The sequence below is a fragment of the Paraburkholderia sp. SIMBA_053 genome, from assembly GCF_046534895.1.
In the GTDB taxonomy this organism is placed as follows: Bacteria; Pseudomonadota; Gammaproteobacteria; order Burkholderiales; family Burkholderiaceae; genus Paraburkholderia; species Paraburkholderia caledonica.
On the sequence record NZ_JAWRXU010000002.1, the window covers coordinates 737575 to 762014 of the forward strand.

The 24440-nt window shown below is 62.2% G+C and carries 21 protein-coding genes, 1 tRNA gene and 1 pseudogene; 11 read left to right on the plus strand and 12 right to left on the minus strand.

Going from position 1 to position 24440, the window contains the following annotated elements; all coding sequences use genetic code 11:
- The first annotated feature begins 40 nt into the window (after positions 1-40).
- Both SB753_RS09850 and SB753_RS09855 read left to right on the plus strand, forming a co-directional pair.
- Complete coding sequence (locus tag SB753_RS09850) at positions 41-544, plus strand: response regulator (protein ID WP_020065885.1); 504 nt, start codon at positions 41-43, stop codon at positions 542-544.
- Between the two features lie 50 nt (positions 545-594).
- Positions 595-2568, plus strand: a complete 1974-nt coding sequence (locus SB753_RS09855) for a response regulator (protein WP_410800072.1) — start codon at positions 595-597, stop codon at positions 2566-2568.
- A gap of 141 nt (positions 2569-2709) precedes the next feature.
- Here SB753_RS09855 and mscL read toward each other — a convergent pair whose 3' ends face one another.
- From mscL to mfd, 4 genes are all read right to left on the minus strand, one after another.
- Positions 2710-3156, minus strand: coding sequence for a large conductance mechanosensitive channel protein MscL (mscL, locus tag SB753_RS09860; RefSeq protein WP_020065887.1), 447 nt, complete (start codon positions 3154-3156; stop codon positions 2710-2712).
- A 98-nt stretch (positions 3157-3254) separates the two neighbouring features.
- Complete coding sequence (locus SB753_RS09865) at positions 3255-4289, minus strand: threonine/serine dehydratase (protein WP_087753285.1); 1035 nt, start codon at positions 4287-4289, stop codon at positions 3255-3257.
- A 70-nt stretch (positions 4290-4359) separates the two neighbouring features.
- Positions 4360-5610 carry an acetylornithine deacetylase gene (gene argE, locus SB753_RS09870; protein ID WP_087753301.1) on the minus strand — a complete coding sequence of 417 codons (1251 nt, stop codon included), beginning with the start codon at positions 5608-5610 and terminating at the stop codon, positions 4360-4362.
- Positions 5611-5728: 118 nt separating this feature from the next.
- On the minus strand, positions 5729-9211 hold the full coding sequence (gene mfd / locus SB753_RS09875; RefSeq protein WP_410800073.1) for a transcription-repair coupling factor: 3483 nt from the start codon (positions 9209-9211) through the stop codon (positions 5729-5731).
- 120 nt (positions 9212-9331) lie between these two features.
- On the opposite strand from mfd, the gene ispD reads away from it, so the two are divergent.
- Together ispD and ispF are read left to right on the plus strand one after the other, a co-directional pair.
- Positions 9332-10045, plus strand: coding sequence for a 2-C-methyl-D-erythritol 4-phosphate cytidylyltransferase (ispD, locus tag SB753_RS09880; RefSeq protein WP_088174539.1), 714 nt, complete (start codon positions 9332-9334; stop codon positions 10043-10045).
- A gap of 45 nt (positions 10046-10090) precedes the next feature.
- Positions 10091-10570 (plus strand): 2-C-methyl-D-erythritol 2,4-cyclodiphosphate synthase, encoded by a 480-nt coding sequence (gene ispF, locus SB753_RS09885; RefSeq protein WP_020065892.1) that lies wholly within the window; start codon positions 10091-10093, stop codon positions 10568-10570.
- Positions 10571-10681: 111 nt separating this feature from the next.
- On the opposite strand, the gene SB753_RS09890 is transcribed toward ispF, so the two are convergent.
- The 4 genes from SB753_RS09890 to ompR all read right to left on the minus strand — a co-directional run bounded on the left by SB753_RS09890 (position 10682) and on the right by ompR (position 14175).
- The gene (locus tag SB753_RS09890) at positions 10682-11200 is read right to left on the minus strand and encodes a carboxymuconolactone decarboxylase family protein (RefSeq protein ID WP_020065893.1); all 519 of its coding nucleotides are present in this window, start codon (positions 11198-11200) and stop codon (positions 10682-10684) included.
- 74 nt (positions 11201-11274) lie between these two features.
- On the minus strand, positions 11275-11823 hold the full coding sequence (locus SB753_RS09895) for a peroxiredoxin (protein WP_020065894.1): 549 nt from the start codon (positions 11821-11823) through the stop codon (positions 11275-11277).
- A gap of 220 nt (positions 11824-12043) precedes the next feature.
- Positions 12044-13393, minus strand: a complete 1350-nt coding sequence (locus tag SB753_RS09900; RefSeq protein WP_020065895.1) for an ATP-binding protein — start codon at positions 13391-13393, stop codon at positions 12044-12046.
- Between the two features lie 47 nt (positions 13394-13440).
- Positions 13441-14175, minus strand: coding sequence for a two-component system response regulator OmpR (gene ompR, locus SB753_RS09905; protein WP_006048917.1), 735 nt, complete (start codon positions 14173-14175; stop codon positions 13441-13443).
- Positions 14176-14404: 229 nt separating this feature from the next.
- Between ompR and SB753_RS09910 the strand changes: the two genes are divergently transcribed.
- Together SB753_RS09910 and SB753_RS09915 are read left to right on the plus strand one after the other, a co-directional pair.
- A complete protein-coding gene (locus tag SB753_RS09910) occupies positions 14405-14731 on the plus strand; it encodes a hypothetical protein (protein WP_027804286.1) in 327 nt (108 codons plus the stop codon).
- 412 nt (positions 14732-15143) lie between these two features.
- Positions 15144-16307, plus strand: coding sequence for a DUF1501 domain-containing protein (locus SB753_RS09915; RefSeq protein WP_410800074.1), 1164 nt, complete (start codon positions 15144-15146; stop codon positions 16305-16307).
- 67 nt (positions 16308-16374) lie between these two features.
- Here the strand turns inward: SB753_RS09915 and SB753_RS09920 are convergent, their stop codons facing one another.
- Positions 16375-17211: a squalene/phytoene synthase family protein gene (locus SB753_RS09920; protein ID WP_410800075.1), complete on the minus strand. Its 837-nt coding sequence runs from the start codon at positions 17209-17211 to the stop codon at positions 16375-16377.
- A gap of 217 nt (positions 17212-17428) precedes the next feature.
- Here SB753_RS09920 and SB753_RS09925 point away from each other — a divergent pair.
- Positions 17429-17515: transfer RNA gene (locus tag SB753_RS09925), tRNA-Leu, on the plus strand.
- Between the two features lie 78 nt (positions 17516-17593).
- On the opposite strand, the gene SB753_RS09930 is transcribed toward SB753_RS09925, so the two are convergent.
- Positions 17594-17881, minus strand: coding sequence for a hypothetical protein (locus tag SB753_RS09930; RefSeq protein WP_020065898.1), 288 nt, complete (start codon positions 17879-17881; stop codon positions 17594-17596).
- Between the two features lie 325 nt (positions 17882-18206).
- On the opposite strand from SB753_RS09930, the gene SB753_RS09935 reads away from it, so the two are divergent.
- From SB753_RS09935 to SB753_RS09945, 3 genes and pseudogenes are all read left to right on the plus strand, one after another.
- The gene (locus tag SB753_RS09935; RefSeq protein WP_410800076.1) at positions 18207-18440 is read left to right on the plus strand and encodes a hypothetical protein; all 234 of its coding nucleotides are present in this window, start codon (positions 18207-18209) and stop codon (positions 18438-18440) included.
- A pseudogene (locus tag SB753_RS09940) lies at positions 18441-18991 on the plus strand (DUF2339 domain-containing protein); the annotation flags it as partial.
- Positions 18988-20520, plus strand: coding sequence for a DUF3999 domain-containing protein (locus SB753_RS09945; RefSeq protein WP_410800077.1), 1533 nt, complete (start codon positions 18988-18990; stop codon positions 20518-20520). The pseudogene SB753_RS09940 and the gene SB753_RS09945, both read left to right, overlap by 4 nt.
- A 322-nt stretch (positions 20521-20842) precedes the next feature.
- On the opposite strand, the gene SB753_RS09950 is transcribed toward SB753_RS09945, so the two are convergent.
- Both SB753_RS09950 and SB753_RS09955 read right to left on the minus strand, forming a co-directional pair.
- Positions 20843-21295 carry a MarR family winged helix-turn-helix transcriptional regulator gene (locus SB753_RS09950; RefSeq protein WP_020065903.1) on the minus strand — a complete coding sequence of 151 codons (453 nt, stop codon included), beginning with the start codon at positions 21293-21295 and terminating at the stop codon, positions 20843-20845.
- Between the two features lie 64 nt (positions 21296-21359).
- Positions 21360-22505, minus strand: coding sequence for a glycerate kinase (locus SB753_RS09955; protein WP_087753278.1), 1146 nt, complete (start codon positions 22503-22505; stop codon positions 21360-21362).
- A gap of 443 nt (positions 22506-22948) precedes the next feature.
- Here SB753_RS09955 and tig point away from each other — a divergent pair, with 443 nt between their 5' ends.
- Positions 22949-24295 carry a trigger factor gene (gene tig, locus SB753_RS09960; protein ID WP_020065905.1) on the plus strand — a complete coding sequence of 449 codons (1347 nt, stop codon included), beginning with the start codon at positions 22949-22951 and terminating at the stop codon, positions 24293-24295.
- The last annotated feature ends 145 nt before the right edge of the window (positions 24296-24440 follow it).

Below are 24440 nucleotides of genomic sequence, written 5' to 3' on the forward strand. Positions count from 1 at the left end.
ACCTGCATGAACCGGCTGGAACCGACAGAATGGAGGGCATATGAGTCACGGGGAGACGGTCAGCATCATTCTGATCGAAGACGACGACGGCCATGCCACGCTCGTCGAGCGCAATCTGCGCCGTGCCGGCATTTCGAACGGCTTCGTGCGCTTTCGCGACGGTCAGCAGGCGCTCGATTATTTTTTCGGCACAGATGCGGCCGACGGCGCCGCTGCAGCGGGCGGTAGCGTCGCAAGCCGTCATGCCAATGCCGAAGATCTGAGGAATTCCGTCGTACTGCTGGACCTGAAGATGCCGCGCGTCGATGGCTTCGAGGTGTTGCGGCGTCTGAAGGAGTCGCCGCACACGGCGCCCGTGCCCGTGATCGTGCTCACCACCACAGACGACCCCCGCGAAATCGCGCGATGCTATGAACTCGGCTGCAATGTCTACATTACGAAACCGGTCGAGTACGATGCGTTTATTGAAGCGGTACGTCGCCTCGGCTTCTTCCTGCAGGTGGTCAAGCTGCCGTCCGGGCATCGCTTCACTGCGTCATCATGACGTGACAGCAATGCCACATACTCTCCAGACCTACTGACCGCGACTCGCGCATGACTGAAGAAGTGTCCCCGCCGCCCGCAGCATGCATTCTCGTCGTCGATGACGACGAGGGCATCTTGCGGCTTGCGCGCAAGTCGCTCGAACGCGCCGGCTGCCGGGTTGCGGTCTGCGCAAGCGTCGAGGCGGCTCGTGAGCGGCTCGCGGACGGCGGACTGGATCTGCTTGTGCTCGACTATCAACTGAGCGGGCCGCAAACCGGCCTCGACTTTTTCCGCCGGTTGCGCGCGGAAGGCGTGCGGATTCCCGCCATCCTCGTGACAGGTTTTACAGACGAGTCGCGCGTAATCGAGGCGTTGCGCGCCGGCGTGTCCGACGTAGTGCCCAAGTCGGGCGATTACCTCGATTACCTGCCCGAAGCAGTGGAGCGCGTTCTGTCGCAAGTGCGCTTGCAGCGTGCGTCGGAAGAAGCATTGCTGCTGCGTGATCGCGAGCAGCATTACCGCAACCTGTCGGAGACGCTGCCGCACCTCGTGCTCACCTGCAATGCGTCCGGCGACTGCGATTTTCTGTCGAAGCAGTGGTACGACTACACCGGCCTTGGCGAGAACAGTTCGCATGGGTTGGCCTGGCTCGACGCCGTGCATCCGGACGATCGCGAAGAAGTTCGCCGCAGCTGGCTAAAAGCGGTGGCGAGCAATGCGGGCACTTATCGGCACGAACTGCGCATACGCCGCCACGACGGCGAGTATCGCTGGTTCGATGCGCGCATGGTCGCGACGCGCAACGCTGAAGGCAACTTCAGCAAATGGTTCGGCAGTTGCACAGATGTTCATTCGGAACGCGAAGCCATGCAGGAGCGTGAACGGCTTCTCGCTTCTGAACAGGCGGCGCGGCAGACCGCCGAAGAAGCGAATCGCGCGAAAGACCGCTTCCTCGCGATGCTCTCGCACGAGTTGCGCACACCGCTCACACCTGTGCTGGCCGGTGCAAGCGTGCTCGAGATGATTCCCGACCTGCCGGATCAGGCGCGCTCGAGCGTGCGCATGATCCGTCGCAATGTCGAACTGGAGGCGCGTCTGATCGACGATCTGCTCGACCTTACGCGCGTGGCCAACGGCAAGCTGCGCCTGTCGCTCGAAACGGTCGACGTGCACGAGGTGATAGACAGCGTGCTGGAGCTTTTCCGCAGCGAGATCCAGGTCAAGCAGCAGGACGTGCATGTGCACAAGGACGCGAAGCATCACTACGTGCTTGCCGATCGCGCGCGCCTGCAGCAGATGCTATGGAACCTGATTCGCAACGCCGCGAAGTTCACGCCTGACGGTGGACACATCTACGTGCGCACGCGCGATGAGCGCATGCATGTGCAGATCTGCGTCGAAGACACGGGCATCGGCATCGAGCCGGAACAGATCGGCAAACTGTTCAACGCGTTCGAGCAGGGCGATCAGAACATGACGCGGCAGTTCGGCGGGCTAGGTCTCGGCCTCGCAATCACGAAGGCGCTAACGGACGTGCATGGCGGCACGGTCACGGCCCAAAGCCCTGGGCCGCACTGCGGCGCGACGTTCACGATTACACTGCCGACCGCGGCGGCGCCCGCGCAAAGGTTGCAGGCGGTATTGCCCGAACATGTGCATCCCGCCGGCGTGCTGAACATTCTGCTCATCGAGGATCACGTGGATACGGCCGAGGTCATGGCGCAACTGATTCGCACACTTGGCCACGACGTCACGACGGTGGGCCGTGTGGACGACGCACTGGCCGCCACGCAGTTGCAGGAATTCGATCTGGTTATCAGCGACGTCGGTTTGCCCGACGGCACTGGCCTCGACTTCATCATGGCGTATCGCGAGCATTGGGATGCGCCCGCGGTTGCGCTGACCGGTTTTGGCACTGACGAAGATGTACGCCGCTGCCTTGCCGCTGGTTTCACCTCGCATTTGACGAAGCCGGTCAATTTCGCGCAGCTTGAAGCGATGATCGAGAGCGCGATCAATCTGAAGGCACGAAAGCAGGCGTAAGGTGCGACGCGAATTGCGAAGTCGCGAAATCGCAGAACAACTGCTGTGAGCGGGTATAAAAGCAAAGGCCTGTTGCGAGTGCATCGCAACAGGCCTTTTTACTGGGTGAATATTGCGAGGGCGCTTCGCCTCACCGCCGTCCTAGCGCGGCGAGTTCTTCAGCGAGTCGCGGATCTCACGCAACAGCAGCACGTCTTCGGGCGGCGGCGGCGGTTCGGACGGCGCGGCATCGGCCGGCTTGCGCAGATTGTTGATGAACTTCACCATCAGGAAAATGATGAACGCGAGAATGACGAAGTTAATGGCCACGGTAATGAACGAGCCGTAACCGAAGACCGCAACGCCCGCCGTCTGCAAGTCTTTATACGACTCGGGACTGCCTTTGAAGCTCGCGGGAATGTCGCCGAGTCGAATGAATTTGTTCGAAAAGTCGAGGCCGCCCGTAGCGACGCCGACCACCGGCATGATCAGGTCTTTCACAACTGAATTGACGATGGTGGAGAACGCGCCGCCGATGATGACACCCACCGCGAGATCCATCACGTTGCCTTTAAGGGCAAATTCCTTGAATTCCTTGATCATGCTCATAGGGTTTCCTCCTGGATATCGATGACCAAATCATACCAATCTCAGACAGATAGGCCAGCCCTTCGGCCTGGAAAACCCAAAAAGGCGAGGGCAGTTTCTTACGTCGGAAACTGTGACATGCCCTGGCGAGCGCGTTCGATATGCGCAGAAAAAGTGACCGGGTCCGTGTTCGTGCCGCACAGCAGGACGCCCACGCGTTTGCCTTGCAGCTTCTCGCGAAGCGGTCCCAGCAACGCTGCCGTCGCAGCGGCGCAGGCGGGTTCGACGGCGAGCTTCAGTTGTCCGAACAACGTGAGCATGGCCGCGCAGAGTTGGTCGTCTGAAACCGTCACGAGTTCGTCGATATGGCGACGGCACAACTCATAGCTGTATTCCTCGGTATGCGGCGCCATCAATGAATCCGCAATGCCGTGCATGTGGCCCATCTTGACCGTGTGATTGGCAGCGAAGCTTTTTCCCATTGCATCGGCGCCTTCGGGCTCGACACCGAACACGTGCACGCCCGGATTCGCGAGCCGCATGGCCGTGGCCACTCCGGCCGCGAGACCGCCGCCGCCGATCGGCACGATCACGGCTTCGAGGTCGGGCGTTTGCGTGCTCCATTCATAGCCGAGCGTGGCGGAGCCGAGCACCGTGCGATAACCGTTGAACGGGTGCACGAAGTAGCGGCCTTCTTCGGCCTCGATGCGGCGCACGAGTTCGAAAGCTTCCGCAAGATCTTCGGCGAACACGATTTCCGCGCGATATTGCCGGCACAGAGCGACGCGCGCCGGATTCGCCGCGCGAAACAGCACCACCTTTGCGCTGATGCCAAGCCGCATGGCCGCATACGCGACGGCCACGGCATGGTTGCCGCCCGACACGCACGTGACGCCCGCGCTGCGTTGTGCTTCGTCGAGGGCAAGCAGGTTCGTGAATGCGCCACGCGCCTTGAAGCTGCCGCCCGCTTGCAGCAGTTCGAACTTGAAGTTCACCACCGTGCCTTCGAGCGACGCGAAGTCGAGCCTGTCGAACACCGGCGTTCGAGCCACCCACGGCGTCAGCGCGAAGTGCTGCGCGGCGATGTCGTCGAGGGTGGGGATCGGCTCGCCGTCGATCGTGTGGTCGGTGTGCTGCGGCGTGGCGGTTGACATGGGCGTGGGCGAGATTGGCTAGAAGCGGGCGATGGTGAAAGTATGGTTTCTCGTTGCTCAGGCGGCGGTTTCAGTGCGCGTGCGCTTCGACGGACATGCTGTGAATGAACTTGTGCAAGAAGCGTTCACACTGCACGAGTTGATCCAGAGCGACGAATTCATTCGCCTTGTGCGCCTGCTGAATGTCGCCGGGCCCGCACACGATGCTCGGAATACCCGCTAGCGAAAAGAGCCCGGCTTCCGTGCCGTAAGCCACCTTGCGCTTGTCCTGGTCCGCTGTCAGCGCACGCACGAGTTGCGTGATGGCTGCCTGCTCCGACGAATCGAGTCCGGGTGCCGCGGCGATCTTCGTAATCTCGATTGCCGCCAATGGATGCTCGCGCAACATTTTCGGCAACAGTGTTTCGCGTGCGTACTGGTCGATACGCGCGAAGATCGGCTCGGGATCGAGCGTGGGCAGATTGCGGAATTCGAACTGGAACTTGCACTCGGCCGGCACTGTATTGATTGCGTTGCCGCCGACAATCGTGCTGGTTTGCGCGGTGGTGAACGGCACGTCGTACAGTTCGTCGAACGGGCCTTGCTCGCGGAACTGATCCGCCATGTCGCGGATATAACAGATGAGTCGCGCCGCGTATTCGATCGCATTCAAGCCCTTCGGCGTAAGCGACGAGTGCGCCGCCTGGCCGCGCACGCAGCACTGGTAGGCGTTGATGCCCTTGTGCGCCACGATGGGCCGCATGCTCGTCGGCTCGCCCACGATACAGCCGTCCGGCTTCACGCCGCGTTTCATCAGGTCGGCGATCAGGAGCGGCGCGCCAGCACAGCCCACTTCTTCGTCGAATGAAAGCGCGAAGTGAATCGGCTTGGCGAGCTTCGTGCGCTGCATGTCGGGCACGAGCGCAAGCGCGGCGCCGATAAAGCCCTTCATGTCGCAAGTGCCGCGGCCATAAAGCTTGTCACCACGAATTTCCGGCTTGAACGGATCGCTGTCCCATTGCTGACCGTCGACGGGCACCACGTCGGTATGGCCCGACAACACCACGCCGCCATTCGTTTCGCCGTCGTGGGCAGGGATCGTGGCGAACAGGTTGGCCCATTTGCCGCTGGCGTCGTGCGTGAGCGTGCCTTCAATGCCCAGCGCGCGCAATTCGTCGCGCACGGTTTCGATCAGACCGAGATTCGGATTGCGGCTTACCGTGTCCATCGACACGAGACGGGTGACCCAGGGAAGCGAGACAGGCGTAGTGCCAGAGGCGGAATCGGACGAAGCAGTTGCGGATGTTTGCGAGGACTGCGCTGAATCAGCGACATGAGACATGACAAGACTCCGGCATTTGAGTCTTTCGATCATACCCAAAAAAAGCCGCCCCGTATGCTGCGGCGCGCGTTTTGCGCGCCGCAGCATTGCGGGAAAACGCTGGACATACCGCGTTTTTCTAATGGGCCGCGGCCGCCGCTGCGGTGCCCCGGCTTGGCGATCCCAACGCCCGCAACGTTTCCTTGACGGTAGCCACCCGCACAGCAAAATCGGGACTTCGTGTTTCGATACGCAGCTTGTCCTGGCCCGCCAGTTTGATGTGCTTGTGCTTCTGCACCATCTCGATGATACGCATCGCGTCGATTGGCGGATTCGGAATGAATTGCAGACCGATCACTGCTTCGCCCGCGTCGATCTTCGAGATGCCCAACGGCTTTGCCGCCAGTCTCAGACGATGCGTCTCCACGAGCGCATGCGCTTGCGGCGGCAACTTGCCGAAGCGATCGATCAGTTCTTCCTGAATGCCGTCGATCGCATCGCTGTGCTCGCAATTCGCGAGGCGCTTGTACAGCGACAGACGCTCCTGCACGTCGCCGCAATAGTCGGCGGGAAGAATCGCCGGCGCGTGCAGGTTGATCTCTGTCGTGGCGGCGAGCGGCGCGGTGAGGTCGGGCTCCTTGCCGTCCTTGAGCGCCTTCACTGCGTCGTTGAGCATGTCGGTGTAAAGCTGAAAGCCGATCTCGTGAATCTCACCCGACTGCTTGTCGCCGAGGACTTCGCCCGTGCCGCGAATCTCCAGATCGTGCATGGCCAGATAGAAGCCCGAGCCGAGTTCTTCCATCTGCTGGATCGCTTCCAGACGGCGTTGCGCCTGCTTGGTCAACCCTTGCGGATCGTGCACGAGCAGATACGCGTACGCCTGGTGATGCGAGCGTCCCACGCGTCCGCGCAGTTGATGCAATTGCGCGAGGCCGAACTTGTCCGAGCGATGAATCAGGATCGTGTTCGCGCTCGGCACGTCGATGCCGGTTTCGATAATCGTCGTGCACAGCAACACGTTCGCGCGTTGCGCGACGAAGTCACGCATCACGCGTTCGAGTTCGCGCTCATGCATCTGCCCGTGTGCGACCGCAATGCGTGCCTCGGGTACGAGCGCTTCGAGCATTTGCCGGCGATTCTCGATCGTCTCGACCTCGTTGTGCAGGAAGTACACCTGGCCGCCGCGTTTCAGTTCGCGCAACATCGCTTCGCGAATCACGCTTTCTTCCTCGCGACGCACGAACGTTTTGATCGCCAGACGCTTTTGCGGCGCGGTCGCGATAACAGAAAAGTCGCGCAGGCCTTCGAGCGCCATGCCGAGCGTACGCGGGATCGGCGTGGCGGTGAGCGTGAGAACATCCACTTCCGCGCGCAATGCCTTGAGCGCCTCTTTCTGCCGCACGCCGAAGCGATGTTCTTCGTCGATGATCACGAGTCCAAGCCGCTTGAACTGCACGTCCGACGACAGCAGCTTGTGTGTGCCGATCACAATGTCGACGCTGCCTTCGTTGATCTGCTGGATCGCCGCGTTGACTTCCTTGGTCGACTTGAAGCGCGACAGTTCGGCGATTCGCACGGGCCAGTCGGAGAAGCGGTCCGAGAAGGTCTGCGTGTGCTGTTCGGCGAGCAGCGTAGTGGGCGAGAGCAGCGCGACCTGCTTGCCGCCCATGACAGCAATGAACGCCGCGCGCAGCGCGACTTCGGTCTTGCCGAAGCCCACGTCGCCACAAACGAGGCGGTCCATTGGCTTGCCGCTCGTCATGTCGCCGATCACGGCTGCGATCGCCGCGGCCTGGTCGGGCGTTTCCTCGAAGCCGAAGCTCTCGGCGAACTTCACGTAGTCTTTCGGTTCGAGCGCGAACGCGTGGCCCGAACGCGCGGCGCGGCGCGCGTACAGATTGAGCAGTTCCGCGGCGGTGTCGCGAATCTGCTGCGCGGCCTTGCGTTTGGCCTTTTCCCATTGACCCGAGCCGAGCGAATGCAACGGCGCGCTTTCGGGATCGGCACCGCTGTAGCGCGAAATCACATGCAACTGCGCGACCGGCACGTAGAGCTTGCTGTCGCCCGCGTATTCAAGATGCAGAAACTCGGTCTCGCCTTCGCCGAGGTCCATGGTGACGAGGCCCATATAACGGCCTATGCCGTGCTGCGAATGCACGACCGGATCGCCGACCTTGAGCTCCGACAGGTCGCGCACCATCGAATCGACGTTGCTCGCCTGTTCCTGGCGGCGGCGACCGGCGCGCCGCGCGAGCGGCCCATAAAGCTCGGTTTCGGTGATGATCGCGATGCCGTCAACGGGGACCGCAAAGCCGTTCGCGAGCGGCGCGACGCCCAGCGAAAAAGGCGCGTCGCCCGTCAGCCAGTCCTGGAAGCTGTCGCTCGACGCGGGCTTCAGATGGTTGTCCGCGAGCAGTTGCAACAGCGTTTCGCGCCGACCCGCCGATTCGGCAGCGAACAGGACGCGGTTCGGCGTGGTGTCGAGGTAGGTGCGCAACGCCGATACGGGATCTTCCGCGTGACGGTCGATGGCGAGATTCGGCAGTGGCGTGGACCAGCCTCCGCCCGCGTTGGCCGGCAGCACGAGCCGCGCGAACGGTTTCGCGAGCGTGAAGAAGTCTTCGTCCGTCAGGAACAGGCGCTGCGGCTCCAGAATGGGCCGGTCGCGGTCGTGCGACAGGAAGTTGTAGCGCTGCTTGGTGTCGTTGCCAAAGCGCCGGATCGCCGCGTCCAGATCGCCGATGAACGCCAGCTGTGCGCCTTGCGGCAAATAGTGGAACAGCGTGGCGGTGTCGTCGAAGAAAAGCGGCAAATAATATTCGATGCCCGCCGACGGCACGCCGTTACCGATGTCCTTATAGATCGACGCGCGGCTCGGATCGCCTTCGAAGGTCTCGCGCCAGCGGCTGCGAAACGCGGTGCGCGCGGCTTCGTCGAACGGAAACTCGCGGCCAGGCAGCAGACGCACGTCTTTCACCGGATACAGGCTGCGCTGCGTGTCGGGGTCGAACGCACGGATCGAGTCGACCTGGTCGTCGAACAGGTCGATCCGGTACGGCAACGGCGAACCCATTGGATAAAGGTCGAGCAGCGAGCCGCGCACGCAGTACTCGCCCGGGCGCACGACCTGGCTCACGTGTTCGTAGCCGGCCAGTGTCAGTTGGGCTTTCAGCTTCGCCTCGTCGAGCCGCTCGCCCTGCGAGAACGAAAACGTGTAGGCCGCGAGAAACGACGCCGGCGGCATCCGGTACAACGCCGTGGTGGCGGGCACGAGCAGGATGTCGCAACGGCCTTCGCCGAGATCGTGCAGCGTGGCAAGGCGCTCGGAAACGAGATCCTGGTGCGGCGAAAAGGTGTCGTAAGGCAGCGTTTCCCAGTCGGGCAACAGACGCACGCGCGCCTGCGGCGCGAAAAAGCCGATTTCCTGCGACAGGCGCTGCGCGTCCACGGCGCTTTCGCACACTACGGCGAGCAGCGGCACCTTCTCACGGTAGGCGAGATGGTAGCGGGCGATCAGCAGCGCGTCGGACGAGCCGTGCGTGCCGTCGAAGGCGAAACGCTGGCCGGCTTTGACGAGCGCGACGGGCGGGGCGTACTGCGATGATGCGGCGATGTCTGGCATAGAAGAGAAAAGGCGGCCTCGGGCTCACACGGACGGCCAAGTTTACGCGTGTCGGGGCGTGGATGCGAAGGACCTATTATAAAATCCGTCCTTTACTTTGACCTCGCGGCATCCGCACTCGTGACTTCCCGTCTATTTGCCCTGATTCCGTGCGCAGGCACCGGCAGCCGTTCCGGCGCCGCGATGCCCAAACAATATCGCACTGTGGCCGGCCGCGACATGTTGCATTATTCGCTCGCCGCGTTCGACGCCTGCAGTGAGTTCGCACAAACGCTCGTCGTGATCGCGCCTGACGACCAGCACTTCGACGCGCGCCGCTTCGGCGGCTTGCGTTTTGCCGTGCGCCGGTGCGGCGGGGCGTCGCGCCAGGCGTCGGTGCTCAACGGCCTGCATGCGCTCACCGAATTCAACGCGCGCGACGACGACTGGGTGCTCGTGCACGACGCGGCGCGGCCGGGCATCACGCCTCACCTGATCCGCACGCTGACGGGCGTGCTCAGGGACGATGCGGTAGGCGGCATCATGGCGTTGCCGGTTGCGGACACGTTAAAGCGCATCGACAAGGCATCGGCGGACGGACGCATTGCGCGCACCGAATCGCGCGACGGCCTGTGGCAGGCGCAAACGCCGCAGATGTTCCGCATCGGCATGTTGCGCGAAGCGATCTTGCGCGCGCAGGCCGACGGCCACGATCTGACCGACGAAGCGAGCGCAATCGAATGGGCCGGGCATGCGCCGAAGCTGGTGCAAGGCAGCTTGCGAAACTTCAAGGTGACGTATCCAGAAGACTTCGATCTCGCCGAGGCTATTTTGCTGCGCACTTCGGCATCGTGATGAGTGATTTCATTTTTAGTGAACGGACTTGAGGACTTGACGCAGATGGATTTCAGAATTGGGCAAGGGTATGACGTGCATGCGCTGGTGCCGGGGCGTCCGTTGATTATTGGCGGCGTGACGATTCCGTACGAGCGCGGCTTGCTCGGCCATTCGGATGCTGATGTGCTGTTGCACGCGATCACCGACGCTCTATTCGGCGCCGCCGCGATGGGCGATATCGGCCGTCACTTCTCCGATACGGATGCGAAGTTCGCCGGCGCCGACAGCCGCGTTTTGCTGCGCGAATGCGTGGCTCGCGTGAAGGCAGCGGGCTTCGCGATTGCGAACGTGGACAGCAGCGTGGTGGCGCAGGCGCCCAAGCTCGCACCGCATATCGAAGGCATGCGCGCGAACATTGCCGCTGACCTCGGCCTGCCGGCGGACAAGGTCAATGTGAAAGCCAAGACCAATGAGAAGCTTGGCTATCTCGGGCGAGGCGAGGGCATAGAAGCACAAGCCGTGGTGTTGCTGATCAAGGGTTGATGCACCCGTTGGCATTGACGCATCAGGTGGCGCGCGCGGCGGCTAAGCGCGCCGCTGCGCCGCTGTGTCGCTGCCCACGGTCAAGGCGAGGCAAACCCGCAAGCCGCTAGCTTATTCAGCGGCAATGCACTGCGCAGCCGCATTGACCACTGCCGCGATGCGACCCACGTCGCGTAACTGCGTCGCGCTCATGCCTTCGGCGATCAACGTATCGAAGTGCGACTTCACGCAGAAGTGACACTTGCCGATGATCGAAGCGGCCAGCGCATACATCTCGAAGCGCCGCTTGTCCACGCCGCCATGCGACGCATAGGCGTTCATGCGTAACTGCGCCGGTTGCGATTTCAGATCCGCGTTCTCCGCCATCTCGACATACGGATACCAGACGTTGTTCATGCCCATCAACGCGGCGGCCGTCAGCGCGCCGTTCGTCTCTTCAGGAGACAGCACGCCCGCGTTGCGAATTGCGTTGACGATTACGTTGCTCTTGGCGGCGAAAGCGGCGGCCAGCGCGACGCCGACCGCGTCGTTGCCTTCGAGCGACGAACGCGCAATCGTGCCGTCCAGGTTCAGGCGGATGTCTTTCGCGTAGTCGGGTATGAGCGCCTTAATGGAAGACAAGAATTCCATTGTCATCTCCTATCGGGTTGTCGATAAAAAAGCCCGCGGCTTTTTCAAGCGTGGCGGGCTCGGGCCGGCACGGCTTACAGCGTTGCGCCGCCGACTGCGCGGTTGCACGGACAGAGTTCGTCCGTCTGCAAGCCGTCGAGAATACGCAGCACTTCTTCGGGATTACGGCCGACGTTCAGGTTGTTGACCGAGACGTGCTGGATCGTGTTGTCCGGATCGACGATGAACGTTGCACGCAGCGCCACGCCCGCTTCCTTGTCGCGCACGCCGAGCTGGTCGATCAACTCGCCCTTCACGTCGCCGAACGAATAATGGTTCAGCTTGCTCAGGTCCTTATGCTCGCGGCGCCACGCGAGCTTCACGAATTCATTGTCGACGCTGCCGCCTAGCAGCACGGCGTCGCGCTCTTCGAAGTCTTTCGCCAGCTTGCCGAACTCGACGATTTCCGTGGGGCACACGAACGTGAAATCCTTCGGGTAGAAGTAGATGATTTTCCACTTGCCCGGGAACGACTGCTCCGTGATTTCTTCGAACGCCGAGGCGCCGTTTTCCTCGTGATTGTTGAAGCCAGGCTTGGCAGCGGTGACGGTGAACGCTTCGAGTTTGTCGCCAACGGTTTTCATGCGAGTGCTCCTTCGTGTGTTGGAAAAAAAGCATGCTGAGGCTACCAGCGCGTCATCACGAGCGCGTGACAGGCTTTTCACTATAGCTCTATTGAACTATCGCCTCAATAGTTTTTTTCTAACGACCCGGATAGTTATTATTCAACGGAGCGGGCATTGAGAGTGCGTGGGTCGAGCGCGGCCGACGCGCGCTGTGACGCGGGCGTCGGCGGCAACACTGTCACGCGCCCTTGGCGAGGGGAAACTCGATGGTGACTTCCAGACCCGGGCCGGGCGTGCGATTACGCAACCGCAGCGCGCCCCGATAACGGCCGACGAGCCGCTGCACGATCGCCATGCCGAGACCCGTGCCGTTCGCCTGAGTGCGCGCCGAATTCACGCGATAGAAGGGACGTGTGACGAGCGCCAGTTGATCTTCCGGAATGCCGGGGCCTTCGTCCACCACCGACAGTTCCACGCGTGAGTGCGACACACGCGTTTCCAGAATCACGTGCGGGATGCCGTCGCCATCGCTCAAACCATACTTGCGCGCGTTCTCCAGCAGATTGCCGACGACGCGCCGCATATCCGTTTCGTCGGCTTCGATCACCGCCGACGGCGCGAGCCGCGTGATCAGCCGCATGCTGTCCTCGCTTTGCATGCGAGCCGCGAGTTCGCTCGCGATCACGGACAGATCGACGGGTTCCGGCACGCGTTGCACCGGGCGCGCGTAGTCGAGAAAGCGGCCGATGATCATGTCCATCTGCTCGATGTCGTCGACCATTGCGTCTTTCGTGCTTTGGTCCGACGGACTCATTTCCGTTTCGAGCCGCAGCCGCGCGAGCGGCGTGCGCAGGTCGTGGGAAATGCCGGCGAGCATCAGCGCGCGGTCGGCTTCGAGCTGTTCGAGATCCTGAACCATCTGGTTAAAACTGCGATTGGTTTCAGCGGCCACGCCCATGCCGCGCTCGGGCAGCGGTTCAGGCGACTGCCCCGAGCCGACCTTGCGCGCGGCCATCGCGAGACGGGCGAACGGGCGATTCACGAGACTCGTGATGAAGGCTGCGCCGAAGAGCGACAGCGCCAGCGCGAACACGCCCCAGCCAGCCCATTGCAGGCCGGTCGCATTGTCGAGCTGATCGCGGTCGAGCGCGACCCAGTAATCGTCGTCGTCGATCTTGAAGCTGATCCAGACGCCGGGAATGTCGTTGACGCTCTGCGCGATCACGGTGTCGTCGCCGAGCCGACCGCGAATGTCGTGTTCGATCAGCCGGTTCAGCGACTCGTCGGGCTGGAGCTTGTACTTGTCGGTTGTTTCGCGCGGGTACACGCGCACCCCTTCATTGCTTTCCAGATCTTGCAGCAATGCGCGCCGCAGATCGGGATCGGAATAGAGGAGTGCGGTGCGCGTGAGCTTCACGATCGCGACGAGCTGTAACGCCACGCGCTGCGCGCGCGGCTCGCGTTCGATCACCCGGAAGCTCTGGAACCACGCGGCGAGACTCACTGCGATCAACAGCGCGATCAACAGAAAGGTCCGCCAGAAAAGGCCGCCGAACGCGAGCGTCAGGAGGCGCCGGTCGATCCGCATGGGCCCTTCTTCTTATCTGAAAACAAAAGCAGGAGGCGTGAACAAACTCAGGCTGCGCCGTCGGGAATGAACACGTAACCCAGACCCCAAACGGTCTGGATGAAGCGCGGGCTGCCCGGGTCGGGTTCAATCAGCTTGCGCAGACGGGAAATCTGCACGTCGAGGCTGCGGTCGAACACTTCATACTCGCGGCCGCGAGCCAGTTCCATCAGCTTTTCGCGCGACAGCGGCTGGCGCGGATGACGCGCGAACACCTTGAGCACGGAGAACTCGCCCGTGGTCAGCGGAATTTCCTGGCCGGCCTTGGTGAGCGTGCGGGTGGCGAGATTCAGCGCGAACTCGCCGAACTCGAAGACTTCGGTGGTTTCCGACGGCGCGCCCGGCAGTTCGGACGGCGACTGACGGCGCAACACCGCGTGGATTCGCGCGACGAGTTCGCGCGGATTGAAGGGCTTCGGCAGATAGTCGTCCGCACCCATTTCAAGGCCGACGATACGGTCGACGTCTTCGCCCTTGGCCGTCAACATGATGATCGGCGTACGGTCGTTGCTGCCGCGCAGGCGCCGGCAGATGGAAAGGCCGTCCTCGCCCGGCAGCATGAGGTCGAGCACCAGCAGATCGAACCGCTCACGCACCCAGAGCTTGTTCATGGATGGCGCGTTCTCGGCTACGTACACGTTGAAGCCTTGCTCGCCGAGGTAACGGCGCAGCAGATCACGCAGTCGCGGATCGTCGTCGACGACGAGGATTTTCGAAGGGTTTTTAGTTTCCATGGTCGGCATCTTAGCGCGATTAGAAAGTGGTGCGCGTTCGCATCATTTATCGAGTTACAGTCAGTTACAAAATTTACCCGCACTGTGGCACGACGTAAAGCGGTGGCAGTTAGACTCCTTTACTGAATGCGGCTGTTCGGTGGATACTTCACTCGACTAAAACCCACGCGCCCGGCTCGTTACCGGGTTTGTCATACGCATTTGAGGTAGCCGGTTGCCGCGCCACGAAGGGAACAACATGAAGGGAGGGGTCTGGCCGAATGTGCGCCTGAGCGTGATTGCACTGGCGGTTGCCGGTTCACTCGCAGGCACATTGGGACCGACGCTCGCCCACGCCCAGCCTTCGGCCGACAGAGCTGCGAGCGAGCGCGCGTCCAGGGCAGGCAACTCAAAGGCAAGCCGTCACAGTTCCATCGTTGAGCGCCCTGCATCAGACGCCATGTTGCGTACCGCAGTTCCCCCCGATCTCGATCAACGTCGGCGTGACGGACATATGACGCCAGACGAACGTCGTTTGTTGAGACAGCATATCGAAGACGCTGTACGCGAGCTTTACAAACGGTAAACGCTTGGCTTGGGTTGAGGGCGCGGGTTGTTCTCGATCTCGCGTTGCCTGATGTGCCGCTTTATGTGAGCTTGGTCGTTGTCGTTGTCGTTGCCGCTGTCCTGATTCTTTTGCGCTTTCGTTCTGCGCTTTCCGCGCGCTTCTCGTTTGTTTCCCGGTTTCTATCAGGCACTTCGCGTTTTGCCCGCTGCGTTCACATGTTATGTGACTAGCAGGCGCAGGCAGCCCTCGTTCATTCTTGTCATTGATCGTGCTCATTGCACGCAAGATGCGTCACGGCAGCAACGGGCGTAGGCTTCGTACACGCATAGATCTCGACCGCAAAGCGCATAGCTTCGCATTGCCGGCCGGCCCAGCTTATCGCCTGAAAAACCGAGCCCGCAACGCAAGAAGTCACCGACGCGAGTACGACATGAAACGACGCAGCTTTCTCTCGATGAGCGCCGCCGCCAGCGCGACTCTCTGGCTGCCTCGTGCGGTTCGCGCGCAGCCCGCCGCGTATAGCGCAAGTGAGCTGCCCGCGCTGCGTCCCGGATACGGCAACCTGCTGATCCTCGTCGAGTTGAAGGGCGGCAACGACGGCCTGAACACCGTCATCCCATTTGCCGATCCTGCGTACTACCGGCTTCGCAAGAAGATCGGGATCAAGCGCGAGCAGGTTATCCAACTGGATGGCCGCACGGCCTTGCATCCGTCACTGGAACCATTGATGCCGCTTTGGCACAGCCGGCAACTGGCGATTGTCCAGGGCGTCGGCTACGCGCAGCCCAATCTCTCGCATTTCCGCTCGGTGGAGATATGGGACACCGCTTCCCACGCCGATGAATATCTGCGCGACGGATGGCTCACTCGCGCATTCAGAAGCGCCCCGTTGCCAGCGGAGTTCGCTGCAGACGGCGTGGTCATTGGCAATGCTGAAATGGGACCGCTCGCGAATGGCGCTCGTGCGCGGGCTCTTCTAACTCCAATCCAAGGTCCTGGCACCGCAAAAGCCATGACATACGATGGCGCGAGGCCGAAGCCAATGCCACGCGCGCCGCAGCTGACGACGGGTTTTCCTTGCAGCGCGTTCGGCGCGTCGATTGAAGTTGCAATGCGCATGCTCCAAGCCGACGACATGCCGCGCGCGGCAGCGGGCAAACCTCGCGGCGTCGCGGCGATTCGCCTGACGCTAAACGGCTTCGACACGCATCGCAACCAGCCGTACAGACACCGCACGTTGTTGAAGCAGCTTGCCGAAGGCCTGACAGCGATGAGATCGGCGCTGATCGAACTGGGCCGTTGGAACGACACGCTTGTCATGACTTATAGCGAGTTCGGGCGGCATCCACGAGAAAATGACAGCAACGGTACCGATCACGGCTCGTCGGCGCCGCATTTCATGATGGGCGGACGTGTGCTCGGGGGCTTGCACGGTGCACCGCCGGAGCTTGGACGGCTCGATGGCCATGGCAACTTGCCGGTCGTCGTCGACTTCCGCCGGCTCTACGCCACCGTGCTTGCGAAATGGTGGGGGCTCGACGCCGCGGCGATTCTGCGGCAGCAGTTTGCGCCGCTGCCTTTGCTGCGCGTTTGACGGCCGGCGCGCTCCGCGCCGAACCGGACGCAGGACGACGCTCCGCGTAAATGGCGCGCGGCGGCGCTTACTTTGCGCGCCAGGCGATCCACAGCTTGCGGATCGGCGTCAGCGCGATCCGTTGATGCAACACGTGGTAGCCGTCGCGCTCGATCTCATCGAGCAGCGCGGACGCGAGCGCGCCCTGCGCGAGCAACGTGCGCTGCGAACGGCGGTCGTTGGCCGGGACGGCGGCGAGCGCCGTTCGCACGGCATCGCGAGCGCGCTTCGTCTGAAAGCGCATGAGCTCGGTGAATGCGTCGCTATATTTTCGATTGATCAGGTCCGCGGCTGTCACATTGAAGCGCTGCATTTCGTCAATAGGGATGTAGATGCGGCCGTGACGCGCATCGTTGCCCGTTTCGACCACGAACTGTGCGAGCAGCAGCGCTTCGCCTAACGGCGCGGACCAATCCGGCGCTTGTGAACCGTCGGCAGACGCCTTGGTCCTCGCGCTGCGCGCCACTAACGAGGCAAAGGTCCCGCCGACCGCCTGCACATAGCGCCGCAAATTCGGATAGTCGAGATAGCGCGCCTGGTCGAGATCCATCTCAAAGCCGCTCAGCAGCGCCTGCAGCGCCGGGTATTCGGTCTTCACGTCGGGCAGCGAGGCCGCGAGCGCCTTCGAAACAGGGTGCGTGGGCGTGCCCGCAGCAAGCGCGGCCAGTTCGTTCTGCCACCAGGCAAGCTTGGTGCGGCCAATGGCCGGATCGCTGACTTCCTTGACCGTTTCCTCGAACTCGCGGCGCAGTGCGAACAGGGCGGTCAAGCGCGGCTGACTGGCCGCGGGAGCTTGCCGAAGCGCGTAGTAAGTGCTCGATCCTGGCGGCGCCGCTTTTTGCTGGCAATATTCGTCGAAATTCACGGATTGGAATGTGGGGAAGGGCAGGCGAAGAGGGCACGGCAAGCGCGCACGAAGCCGAAAATTGTAGCATCGGCAGCGTAAGGACAGATGCGCGGCAGTTGCAGACAAGCGCGAATCAATGCGTTAGAATCTCGCGCTTACGCTTTTGGGCGTGCACCTTTGGGTGGCGCGCAAAGCATGCAGGACATCGGGCAAGACGCACAACGCTTGTCCGGCTGCGAGGGTGGCGAAATTGGTAGACGCACCAGGTTTAGGTCCTGACGCCCGCAAGGGTGTAGGGGTTCGAGTCCCCTCCCTCGCACCACTTTTCTGTAGCGCAAAACCCCGTCAAGTCGTTGGACTGGCGGGGTTTTTCGTTTTCAGGCCGCTTGTTCGCGTGCGCTCAGGCGACCGGCGTTTCCGGCGGCGCCTGGGTGCCCGGCAGGTCGGCTTGCGCGGCGCCTTCGAGAAAGCGTCGAGTCGATTCGAACGCCTGCAGCATCTGATCGGGCCAAGGCGTTTGCAGCATCACCGCCTGATGGTTTTCAAATGCCGACGACAACAGCTTCGCCAGTTCCGGCGAGCGCAGATGACGCAGCAACACACTGACTGCGATGGCCGTCGCCTGGCTCGCGCCGGCCGTCTGGAGTTCCGACGCGGTGAGCGCCGCGATCTGTTTGTTGAGATCCACTAAAACTTTCCTGATTAGATTGAACGATCGACTTGCACGCTGTGCGGGTCGTTGAGCGAATGCCTCTATAACCGGCGCGGCGTCAGATCCCGAATTTTGACACGATTGGTACATTGCGGCGAAGACCGCGTCGCTCGATAGGCGTTGCTGCCGACTTTGATTGCCGGGTAACTACGTCGATTTATCTGAGCTTTTGAATCCGATGATGGCCGCTGAAAGGGGCAAACGTCGGACGCAACGTGTACTCGCATTCGTCGCCTGTGCAATATCGTTGCGCCGGCTACTCGTACTGGGCGCGGTGGAATCCTCGTGTTTCGACTGCCCGGTGTTCGCGACATTGTTCCTATGGTTCAATGCCTTGCTGCTGCGTACATTGCGTCATTATTTCGACGCGGCGTACGATAATGCCGCGGTGTTCGCGTCGATTGCGTCGCAGCAGGTGTTTCTGGTCGGCCGGAGCGCGTTCGTCTTCGCGGGTTTGCGGCTCACGAGGCGTGACAGCATCCTGCAGTTGCGTGCGATTGTTTCTACGCCGCTAGTGCTCGTGCCGTTGCTTTGAACGTTTTACGCAAATCTGACGCAGGACGGCGGGTCGTGGGCGAGTTCGCCGTTGCTCGATGCTCGCTCGAATCTTGTGCAGGCGCTCGTCTTCGCGCTGGCCGCGCTGTGGCTCGTACGGATTCGTCGTCCCGGCGTGCCGCCTTGCGACTGTCGGTTGCTTTGCAAGTGTTGACCCGGGCAACCGGCTTGGCTGCTTGAACGCGACGCCGTTGCGCACGCTGCATCATTTGACGGTGGTGCTATACGAGCTCGTCGGCATGTCGCAGTCGATACTCGTGCGGGCGTCTGTTTCGGTATTCTGGGCGCTATGCGAACTTGCGGCGATGACTTGGGCCACCGGCGCACAAGCCGTGTCGTCTGGTTCATTGGCGGCGCATTGCTCGCCGCAACCGTCGTCAAACTGTTCCTGTTCGACCTGTCGCACGTGACCGGTGTCGGGCGGATCGTATCGTGTTCGTATCGTTTATCGGCGTCGGCGTGATGTTGCTGCTGATCGGCTACTTCTCGTCGTTGCCGCCCACGCGAGTGGTCGGGGAAACTGAACAATGAAGCATTTTCTGAAGGTGACGGCCTGGTGTGTCGCGATCGGATCCGCGTGGGCCGCGGCGCCCGCCTGCGCTGAAGATTTCGCGCGGCACTTTGCGCTGCAGCTCGAAGAGGGCGCCGCCTATTACAGCGTCACGCTGCCGGCCGCCGTCTATAGCGCCAGTCAGCGCAACGATCTCGGTGACGTGCGCGTATTCAACGGCGAGGGCGAGCTCGTGCCGTATTCGCTCGAGGGACCGCGCGAGCCGGCACGCACGCCGCCGACTTTGCGCCCGGCACGATGGTTTCCGTTGCGTCCGGTGCCGGCGGGCCACACCGGTGCGCCGCTCGGTGTGACGATCGCGGCCGACGGTTCGCTGCACGCCACCGCAGCGCCGCCGGGTCGCGCTCAGCACGACACGGATCTGATCGACGCGGGAGAGGCCTCGCGCGAGGGCCGCGTGAGCGCGCTGGTGATTCGTCTTCGTAACGATAACTATCAGGGGCGGGTGTCGGTTGAATCGAGCGACGACTTGCGGAACTGGCAGCCCGCCGGCGACGCGCAATTGCTCAAGGTCAGCTACAACGGCAGCACGCTAAGCCAGGACCGCGTAGAGCTGAGCGGTGCGCGCGCGCGTTATCTGCGCTTGCATTGGCTCGACGGCGCGCCGTATCTCGAATCGATGAATGTGGAAGTGCAGGCGACCGGCTCGGGTGGCGCGCAACTCGCGGACAAGCAGCGCGAATGGCGCGAGAACATCGTGGCGCAGGCGGGACCCAAGGCCGGCGAATATTTTTTCTCGACTGGCGGACCGTATCCCATCGACCGTTTGCGCCTTCATTTGCCGCAGCCGAATACGGTGGCGCCTGCCGTCGTCTATTCACGCAGCGCACTCGGCGCGGCGTGGCACGAGGTGTCGAGTGCGACGCTCTTCCGTTTGCATAACGGCGATGTCGAACAGAACAGTCCTTCGCTGCAACTCGCGCCCGACACGGACCGTCACTGGCGTGTGGTCGTCGATACGCGCAACGGCGGGCTTGGAAACGGAGCGTTGAGCATCGCAGCGGGTTGGCGCCCCGCGACGCTGACTTTTGCCGCGCATGGCGCGGCGCCTTTTACGCTCGGTGTGGGCAATGCCGCGGCCGTATCGACGGCCGTTGGGCGCGACGAGCTGTTAAATGGAGCTTCGTCGGCGGTGGCCACGGCGCGCGTCGGCGAACCTCTGGTGCTCGAGCAGAATGCGAATGCCCCGTCGTCGGCGAGTGCCGATGCACGCCGCCGCTACATGCTGTGGGCCGCTCTGGTTCTTGCCGTCGGAGCACTTGCGGCCATAGCCTGGCGCCTTGCTCGTAGCGTATCGTCCAGGATGCCGGCGGGTGATGCCTCGGCGGCCGTGCCGGGAGCTGCGGCGAGTGGTTTCGCGAGTACACCAGCCGCTTCGACGGACACTGCACAAGCGGCCAGCGCTCCTGCTCAGAATGCGGCCAATTCAATGACAGGCGGTGTGACGGGCACGACGCAAGGCGAGCATCAACGTGATGGCGGCGCCTGAATCGCACGCTTCCCAATAGTCTGCGACGCGCGGGTCACGGCTGGGTTGGAAGGGCGGGACGTCCACGCACTCATGGTGTGGTTGGCAAACACGAGCGTGTCGAAGTCATGGTTCGTTATGCACCAAGGAGTGCGTGCAACTCATTGGTCAGTTCGAAGCGCGAAGCGTAGGCAACTCATGCGTCGCTTTGAATAGCGCAGTGTGCGCAAACGACTCACGGCTCATTCCATGCGCGCGGGGTAACGGCGTTTAAAGCCGCCGCGTGCGATACGTCTGCGCGGCGCAAATCGCGCAGTGCTGGCCGCCGCTTTTTATTCGTGGCTCACGTGTCAGGCGCAGTCATCGTTTCGATGACTTTATCGAGCGCTTCGCCAAGAGCGAGCTTCTGTTTCTCGTCAAGGCAGTTGAACAGATCGCCGTTCCATTTGCGCGCGATCGGCATGACCCTGCGATACAACGCGCGGCCCTCGGGCGTGAGCGACACGAGCACGACGCGGCCGTCTTCCACACTCGCTTCGCGTTTGACGATCCCCTGTCTGATCAAAGCCTCGGCGGCGCGACTTGCCTGACTCTTGTCGAGATTGGCATGCCTCGCGAGTTCCATGATCGAGAACGGTCCAAACGATCCCACCGACGCGATCACGCGAGCCTCCGGTAGCGTCACGCCGAGCTTGTCCTGGTAACGCTCGCTGATACCACGCTCCGCGAGCTTGTTGAGTACATGCAGACGATATGTGAGGAGCTGTTCCAAGCCGGCTTTGGCGGAGTCCTTCATGGTCTTCCCGTGATGAGTGACGCGGTTGTGGCGCTGTGATTGTTGCCGCAACCATGCCGCCGGGTCAACGCGCGCCGTACTTCAAACGCGTCAGTTGTTCGGCCTCATCCGCCAGGAGACGTGCAGCGTCGCGAATCGCGAATTCAAGCGTGATTGGTCCAGGGGCCGGCGAGAAGCAACCACTGAAATATTCGGCTAGACGCGGCAGTGCTGCAGAGTCCACGGCGCCTGATAGCAGCGTGGCCGGCACACCAGCAGCCTGCGCATGACGGCATGCGATGAAGGGCGCCTTGCCGTGCAGCGTTTGCACGTCGGAGCGTCCTTCGCCGGTGATCAACCAGTTCGCACCTTGCAGTGCCGCGTCGAGGCCGATCTGCCGCGCGACGGTTTCCGCGCCTGGCTCGAACTGCGCGCCGAGCATGTGCAACGCAAAGCCGAGTCCACCTGCGGCGCCCGCGCCGGGAAGGTCGCGAGCCGTGCGCCCGAGCGCAGCTTCCAGCAGATCGGCGAAGCGGGCGAGGGCCGCGTCGATCGTGGCGACCTGCTCCGGGGCGACGCCTTTTTGCGGGCCGAAGACTGCAGTCGCCCCGTGCTCACCTGTCAATGGATTGTCCACATCGGACATGCCGATGAACTGTGTCTGCTCAAGCCGCGCGTCGAGTTGTGAAACGTCGACCCGTGCAACGCGCGCCAGTTGCTCAGGCGTCGGCTCCAGCTCCCGATCTTGAGCGTCGAATAGTTTCAGGCCGAGGCCTGCCAGCAGACCCGCGCCGCCGTCATTGGTGCTGCTGCCGCCAAGTGCGACGAAAAACCGCCGCACTCCTGCGTCGAGCAGCGCGCTGATTGCTTCGCCCATCCCACGCGTATTGCGCGCCTGAACCGGTACGCCCATACCAACCGAGTCCGTGATGCCGACGATCTCCGCCGTTTCCACGATTGCGCTGCCGTCGGCGAGGACGCCTGTCAGTGCTTCGCGCACCGGGCCCGCCGCGCCGCGCACGGTCAGCTTGCGGCGCTCGCCGCCGCTTGTCAGCATTGCGTCGAGCGTGCCTTCGCCGCCGTCTGCCATCGGACAAATGCGTACCTCGGCGTCCGGGCGCGCGCGCTGCACGCCCGACGCGATCGCCTGCGCGACCTGTTCGGCACCAAGCGAGCCTTTGAACGAATCCGGGGCAATGACGACGACAGGCGAGGACGGCGAATTGGGCATGGTGTCTCTGAATGGTTGGAGTAGTACCGTGGTATCGGGCGGGAAAGCCGCTGGCGACGCGGGCTCTTCAGCGCATGCAGCGCAGCCCCGCAGCGCGTTCGCTAGCTTAGCAGCATGGTCGCTTCGACTGAATATGCCGAACGGCATAGCCGGCATCGTCATGCGTCGTGAGGTGTGTTGCAGCAGTGCGGGCTCGTCGGGCGGGCAGCTTCTTGAGAGAAGCGCAAAACCGCTAAAAAAAGCGCCCGAAACGGCTCTGGATGCCGATAAAAATAGGCGCAACCGTCGAATCCCGGTTAGCCGCGCAAATAGTTTGCTAAAATATTCGGCTCTTTGGACTCAACCGTGCTGCCGGTGGCCTGCAAGCCCGCGGCGCAGGCGCGCAAATGCGGCACGGAGAAGATAACTGAATTCGCTCGAATAATTTTAGGACGATTGAAGCCATGGCTAACGTTGTTGAAAACCTCGGCAAGCTCGAACGCCGCGTAACGATTTCCCTGCCGAAGGACGCCGTGCAGAAGGAAGTGGATTCGCGTATCCGTCAACTCGCGAAGAACGTGCGCATGCCGGGTTTCCGCCCGGGCAAGGTGCCGCTCAAGATGGTGACGCAACAGTATTCGGGCCAGGTGGAAGCTGAAGTGCTGAGCGACAAGGTCGGCAAGGAATTCTTCGACATCAGCCGCGCCGAAAACCTGCGCGTAGCAGGCCAGCCGAGCTTCGCGCCGAAGGCCGACGCTACCGAAGGCGATTACGCCTTCGACGCGACCTTCGAGGTCTATCCGGAAGTGAAGTTGGGCGACGTCGCCACGGCTGAAATCGAGCGCACCACGACGACGATCAGCGAAGCGGAAATCGACCGGACGCTCGAAATCCTGCGCAAGCAGCGCGTGCATTTCCACGCTCGCGGCGAAGCCGGCGAGCATGGCGACGGCGGCGGTGACACGGCGGCCAAGGAAGGCGATCGCGTGTCGGTCGACTTCGTCGGCAAGATCGATGGTGAAGTATTCCAGGGCGGCAGCGCCGAAGACTTCGCATTCGTGCTGGGCGAAGGCCGCATGTTGCCTGAATTCGAAAAGGCAGCTACGGGCCTGAAGGTCGGCGAAACGAAGGAATTCGATCTGGCGTTCCCGGCCGATTATCACGGCAAGGACGTAGCCGGCAAGACGGCGCAATTCACGATCACCATGAAGAAGATCGAGTGGCCGCACCTGCCGGAAATCGACGCGGAATTCGCGAAGTCGCTCGGCATTGAAGACGGCGACCTGACCAAGATGCGCGCCGAGATCAAAGACAATCTGGAGCGTGAAGCGAAGCGCCGCACGCAAGCCATCGTCAAGAATCAGGTCATGGACGCGCTGCTGAAGATTTCGGAACTCGACGTGCCGAACGCACTGATCGAGCAGGACCAGGAGCGTCTCGTCGCAATGGCGCGTCAGGATCTGGAGCAGCGCGGCGTGCCGAACGCTAAAGATGCGCCGATTCCTGCCGCTATGTTTAAGGAACAGGCCGAGCGCCGCGTCAAGCTGGGTCTCGTGCTGGCAGAGCTGGTGAAGGCTAACGACCTGCAGGCAAAGCCGGAGCAGATCCGCGCGGAAGTCGACGAATTCGCGAAAAGCTACGAAGACCCGAAGGAAGTCGTCCGCTGGTATTATTCGAACCAGCAACGTCTTGCTGAAATGGAAGCGTACGTCGTTGAAGCGAACGTCGTCGAATTCGTGCTGAGCAAGGCCAAGGTGACGGACAAGGAAGTGAGCTTCGAAGAACTGGCAAGCGCAACGGCGCAAGCGTAAGCGTCGCTGCAACGGCGTGCCGGCTGTCGGAGCGACGGCCCGCACGCCGTTTTTTTGTGCTGTTTTTGTGCGGTTTGTGTGCACTTGAATACGAGCTGGTCGACCACACCTGTCTAGCATCAAATATTTAGAATATTTCCAGACA

What these genes read in the sequence shown, in the direction of transcription:
- SB753_RS09850 (WP_020065885.1), top strand. Translation starts at nt 41, where the DNA reads ATGAGTCACGGGGAGACGGTCAGCATCATTCTGATCGAAGACGACGAC.
- SB753_RS09855 (WP_410800072.1), top strand. Translation starts at nt 595, where the DNA reads ATGACTGAAGAAGTGTCCCCGCCGCCCGCAGCATGCATTCTCGTCGTC.
- mscL (WP_020065887.1), bottom strand. Translation starts at nt 3,156, where the DNA reads ATGAGCATGATCAAGGAATTCAAGGAATTTGCCCTTAAAGGCAACGTG.
- SB753_RS09865 (WP_087753285.1), bottom strand. Translation starts at nt 4,289, where the DNA reads ATGTCAACCGCCACGCCGCAGCACACCGACCACACGATCGACGGCGAG.
- argE (WP_087753301.1), bottom strand. Translation starts at nt 5,610, where the DNA reads ATGTCTCATGTCGCTGATTCAGCGCAGTCCTCGCAAACATCCGCAACT.
- mfd (WP_410800073.1), bottom strand. Translation starts at nt 9,211, where the DNA reads ATGCCAGACATCGCCGCATCATCGCAGTACGCCCCGCCCGTCGCGCTC.
- ispF (WP_020065892.1), top strand. Translation starts at nt 10,091, where the DNA reads ATGGATTTCAGAATTGGGCAAGGGTATGACGTGCATGCGCTGGTGCCG.
- SB753_RS09890 (WP_020065893.1), bottom strand. Translation starts at nt 11,200, where the DNA reads ATGGAATTCTTGTCTTCCATTAAGGCGCTCATACCCGACTACGCGAAA.
- SB753_RS09895 (WP_020065894.1), bottom strand. Translation starts at nt 11,823, where the DNA reads ATGAAAACCGTTGGCGACAAACTCGAAGCGTTCACCGTCACCGCTGCC.
- SB753_RS09900 (WP_020065895.1), bottom strand. Translation starts at nt 13,393, where the DNA reads ATGCGGATCGACCGGCGCCTCCTGACGCTCGCGTTCGGCGGCCTTTTC.
- ompR (WP_006048917.1), bottom strand. Translation starts at nt 14,175, where the DNA reads ATGCCGACCATGGAAACTAAAAACCCTTCGAAAATCCTCGTCGTCGAC.
- SB753_RS09910 (WP_027804286.1), top strand. Translation starts at nt 14,405, where the DNA reads ATGAAGGGAGGGGTCTGGCCGAATGTGCGCCTGAGCGTGATTGCACTG.
- SB753_RS09915 (WP_410800074.1), top strand. Translation starts at nt 15,144, where the DNA reads ATGAAACGACGCAGCTTTCTCTCGATGAGCGCCGCCGCCAGCGCGACT.
- SB753_RS09945 (WP_410800077.1), top strand. Translation starts at nt 18,988, where the DNA reads ATGAAGCATTTTCTGAAGGTGACGGCCTGGTGTGTCGCGATCGGATCC.
- SB753_RS09950 (WP_020065903.1), bottom strand. Translation starts at nt 21,295, where the DNA reads ATGAAGGACTCCGCCAAAGCCGGCTTGGAACAGCTCCTCACATATCGT.
- SB753_RS09955 (WP_087753278.1), bottom strand. Translation starts at nt 22,505, where the DNA reads ATGCCCAATTCGCCGTCCTCGCCTGTCGTCGTCATTGCCCCGGATTCG.
- tig (WP_020065905.1), top strand. Translation starts at nt 22,949, where the DNA reads ATGGCTAACGTTGTTGAAAACCTCGGCAAGCTCGAACGCCGCGTAACG.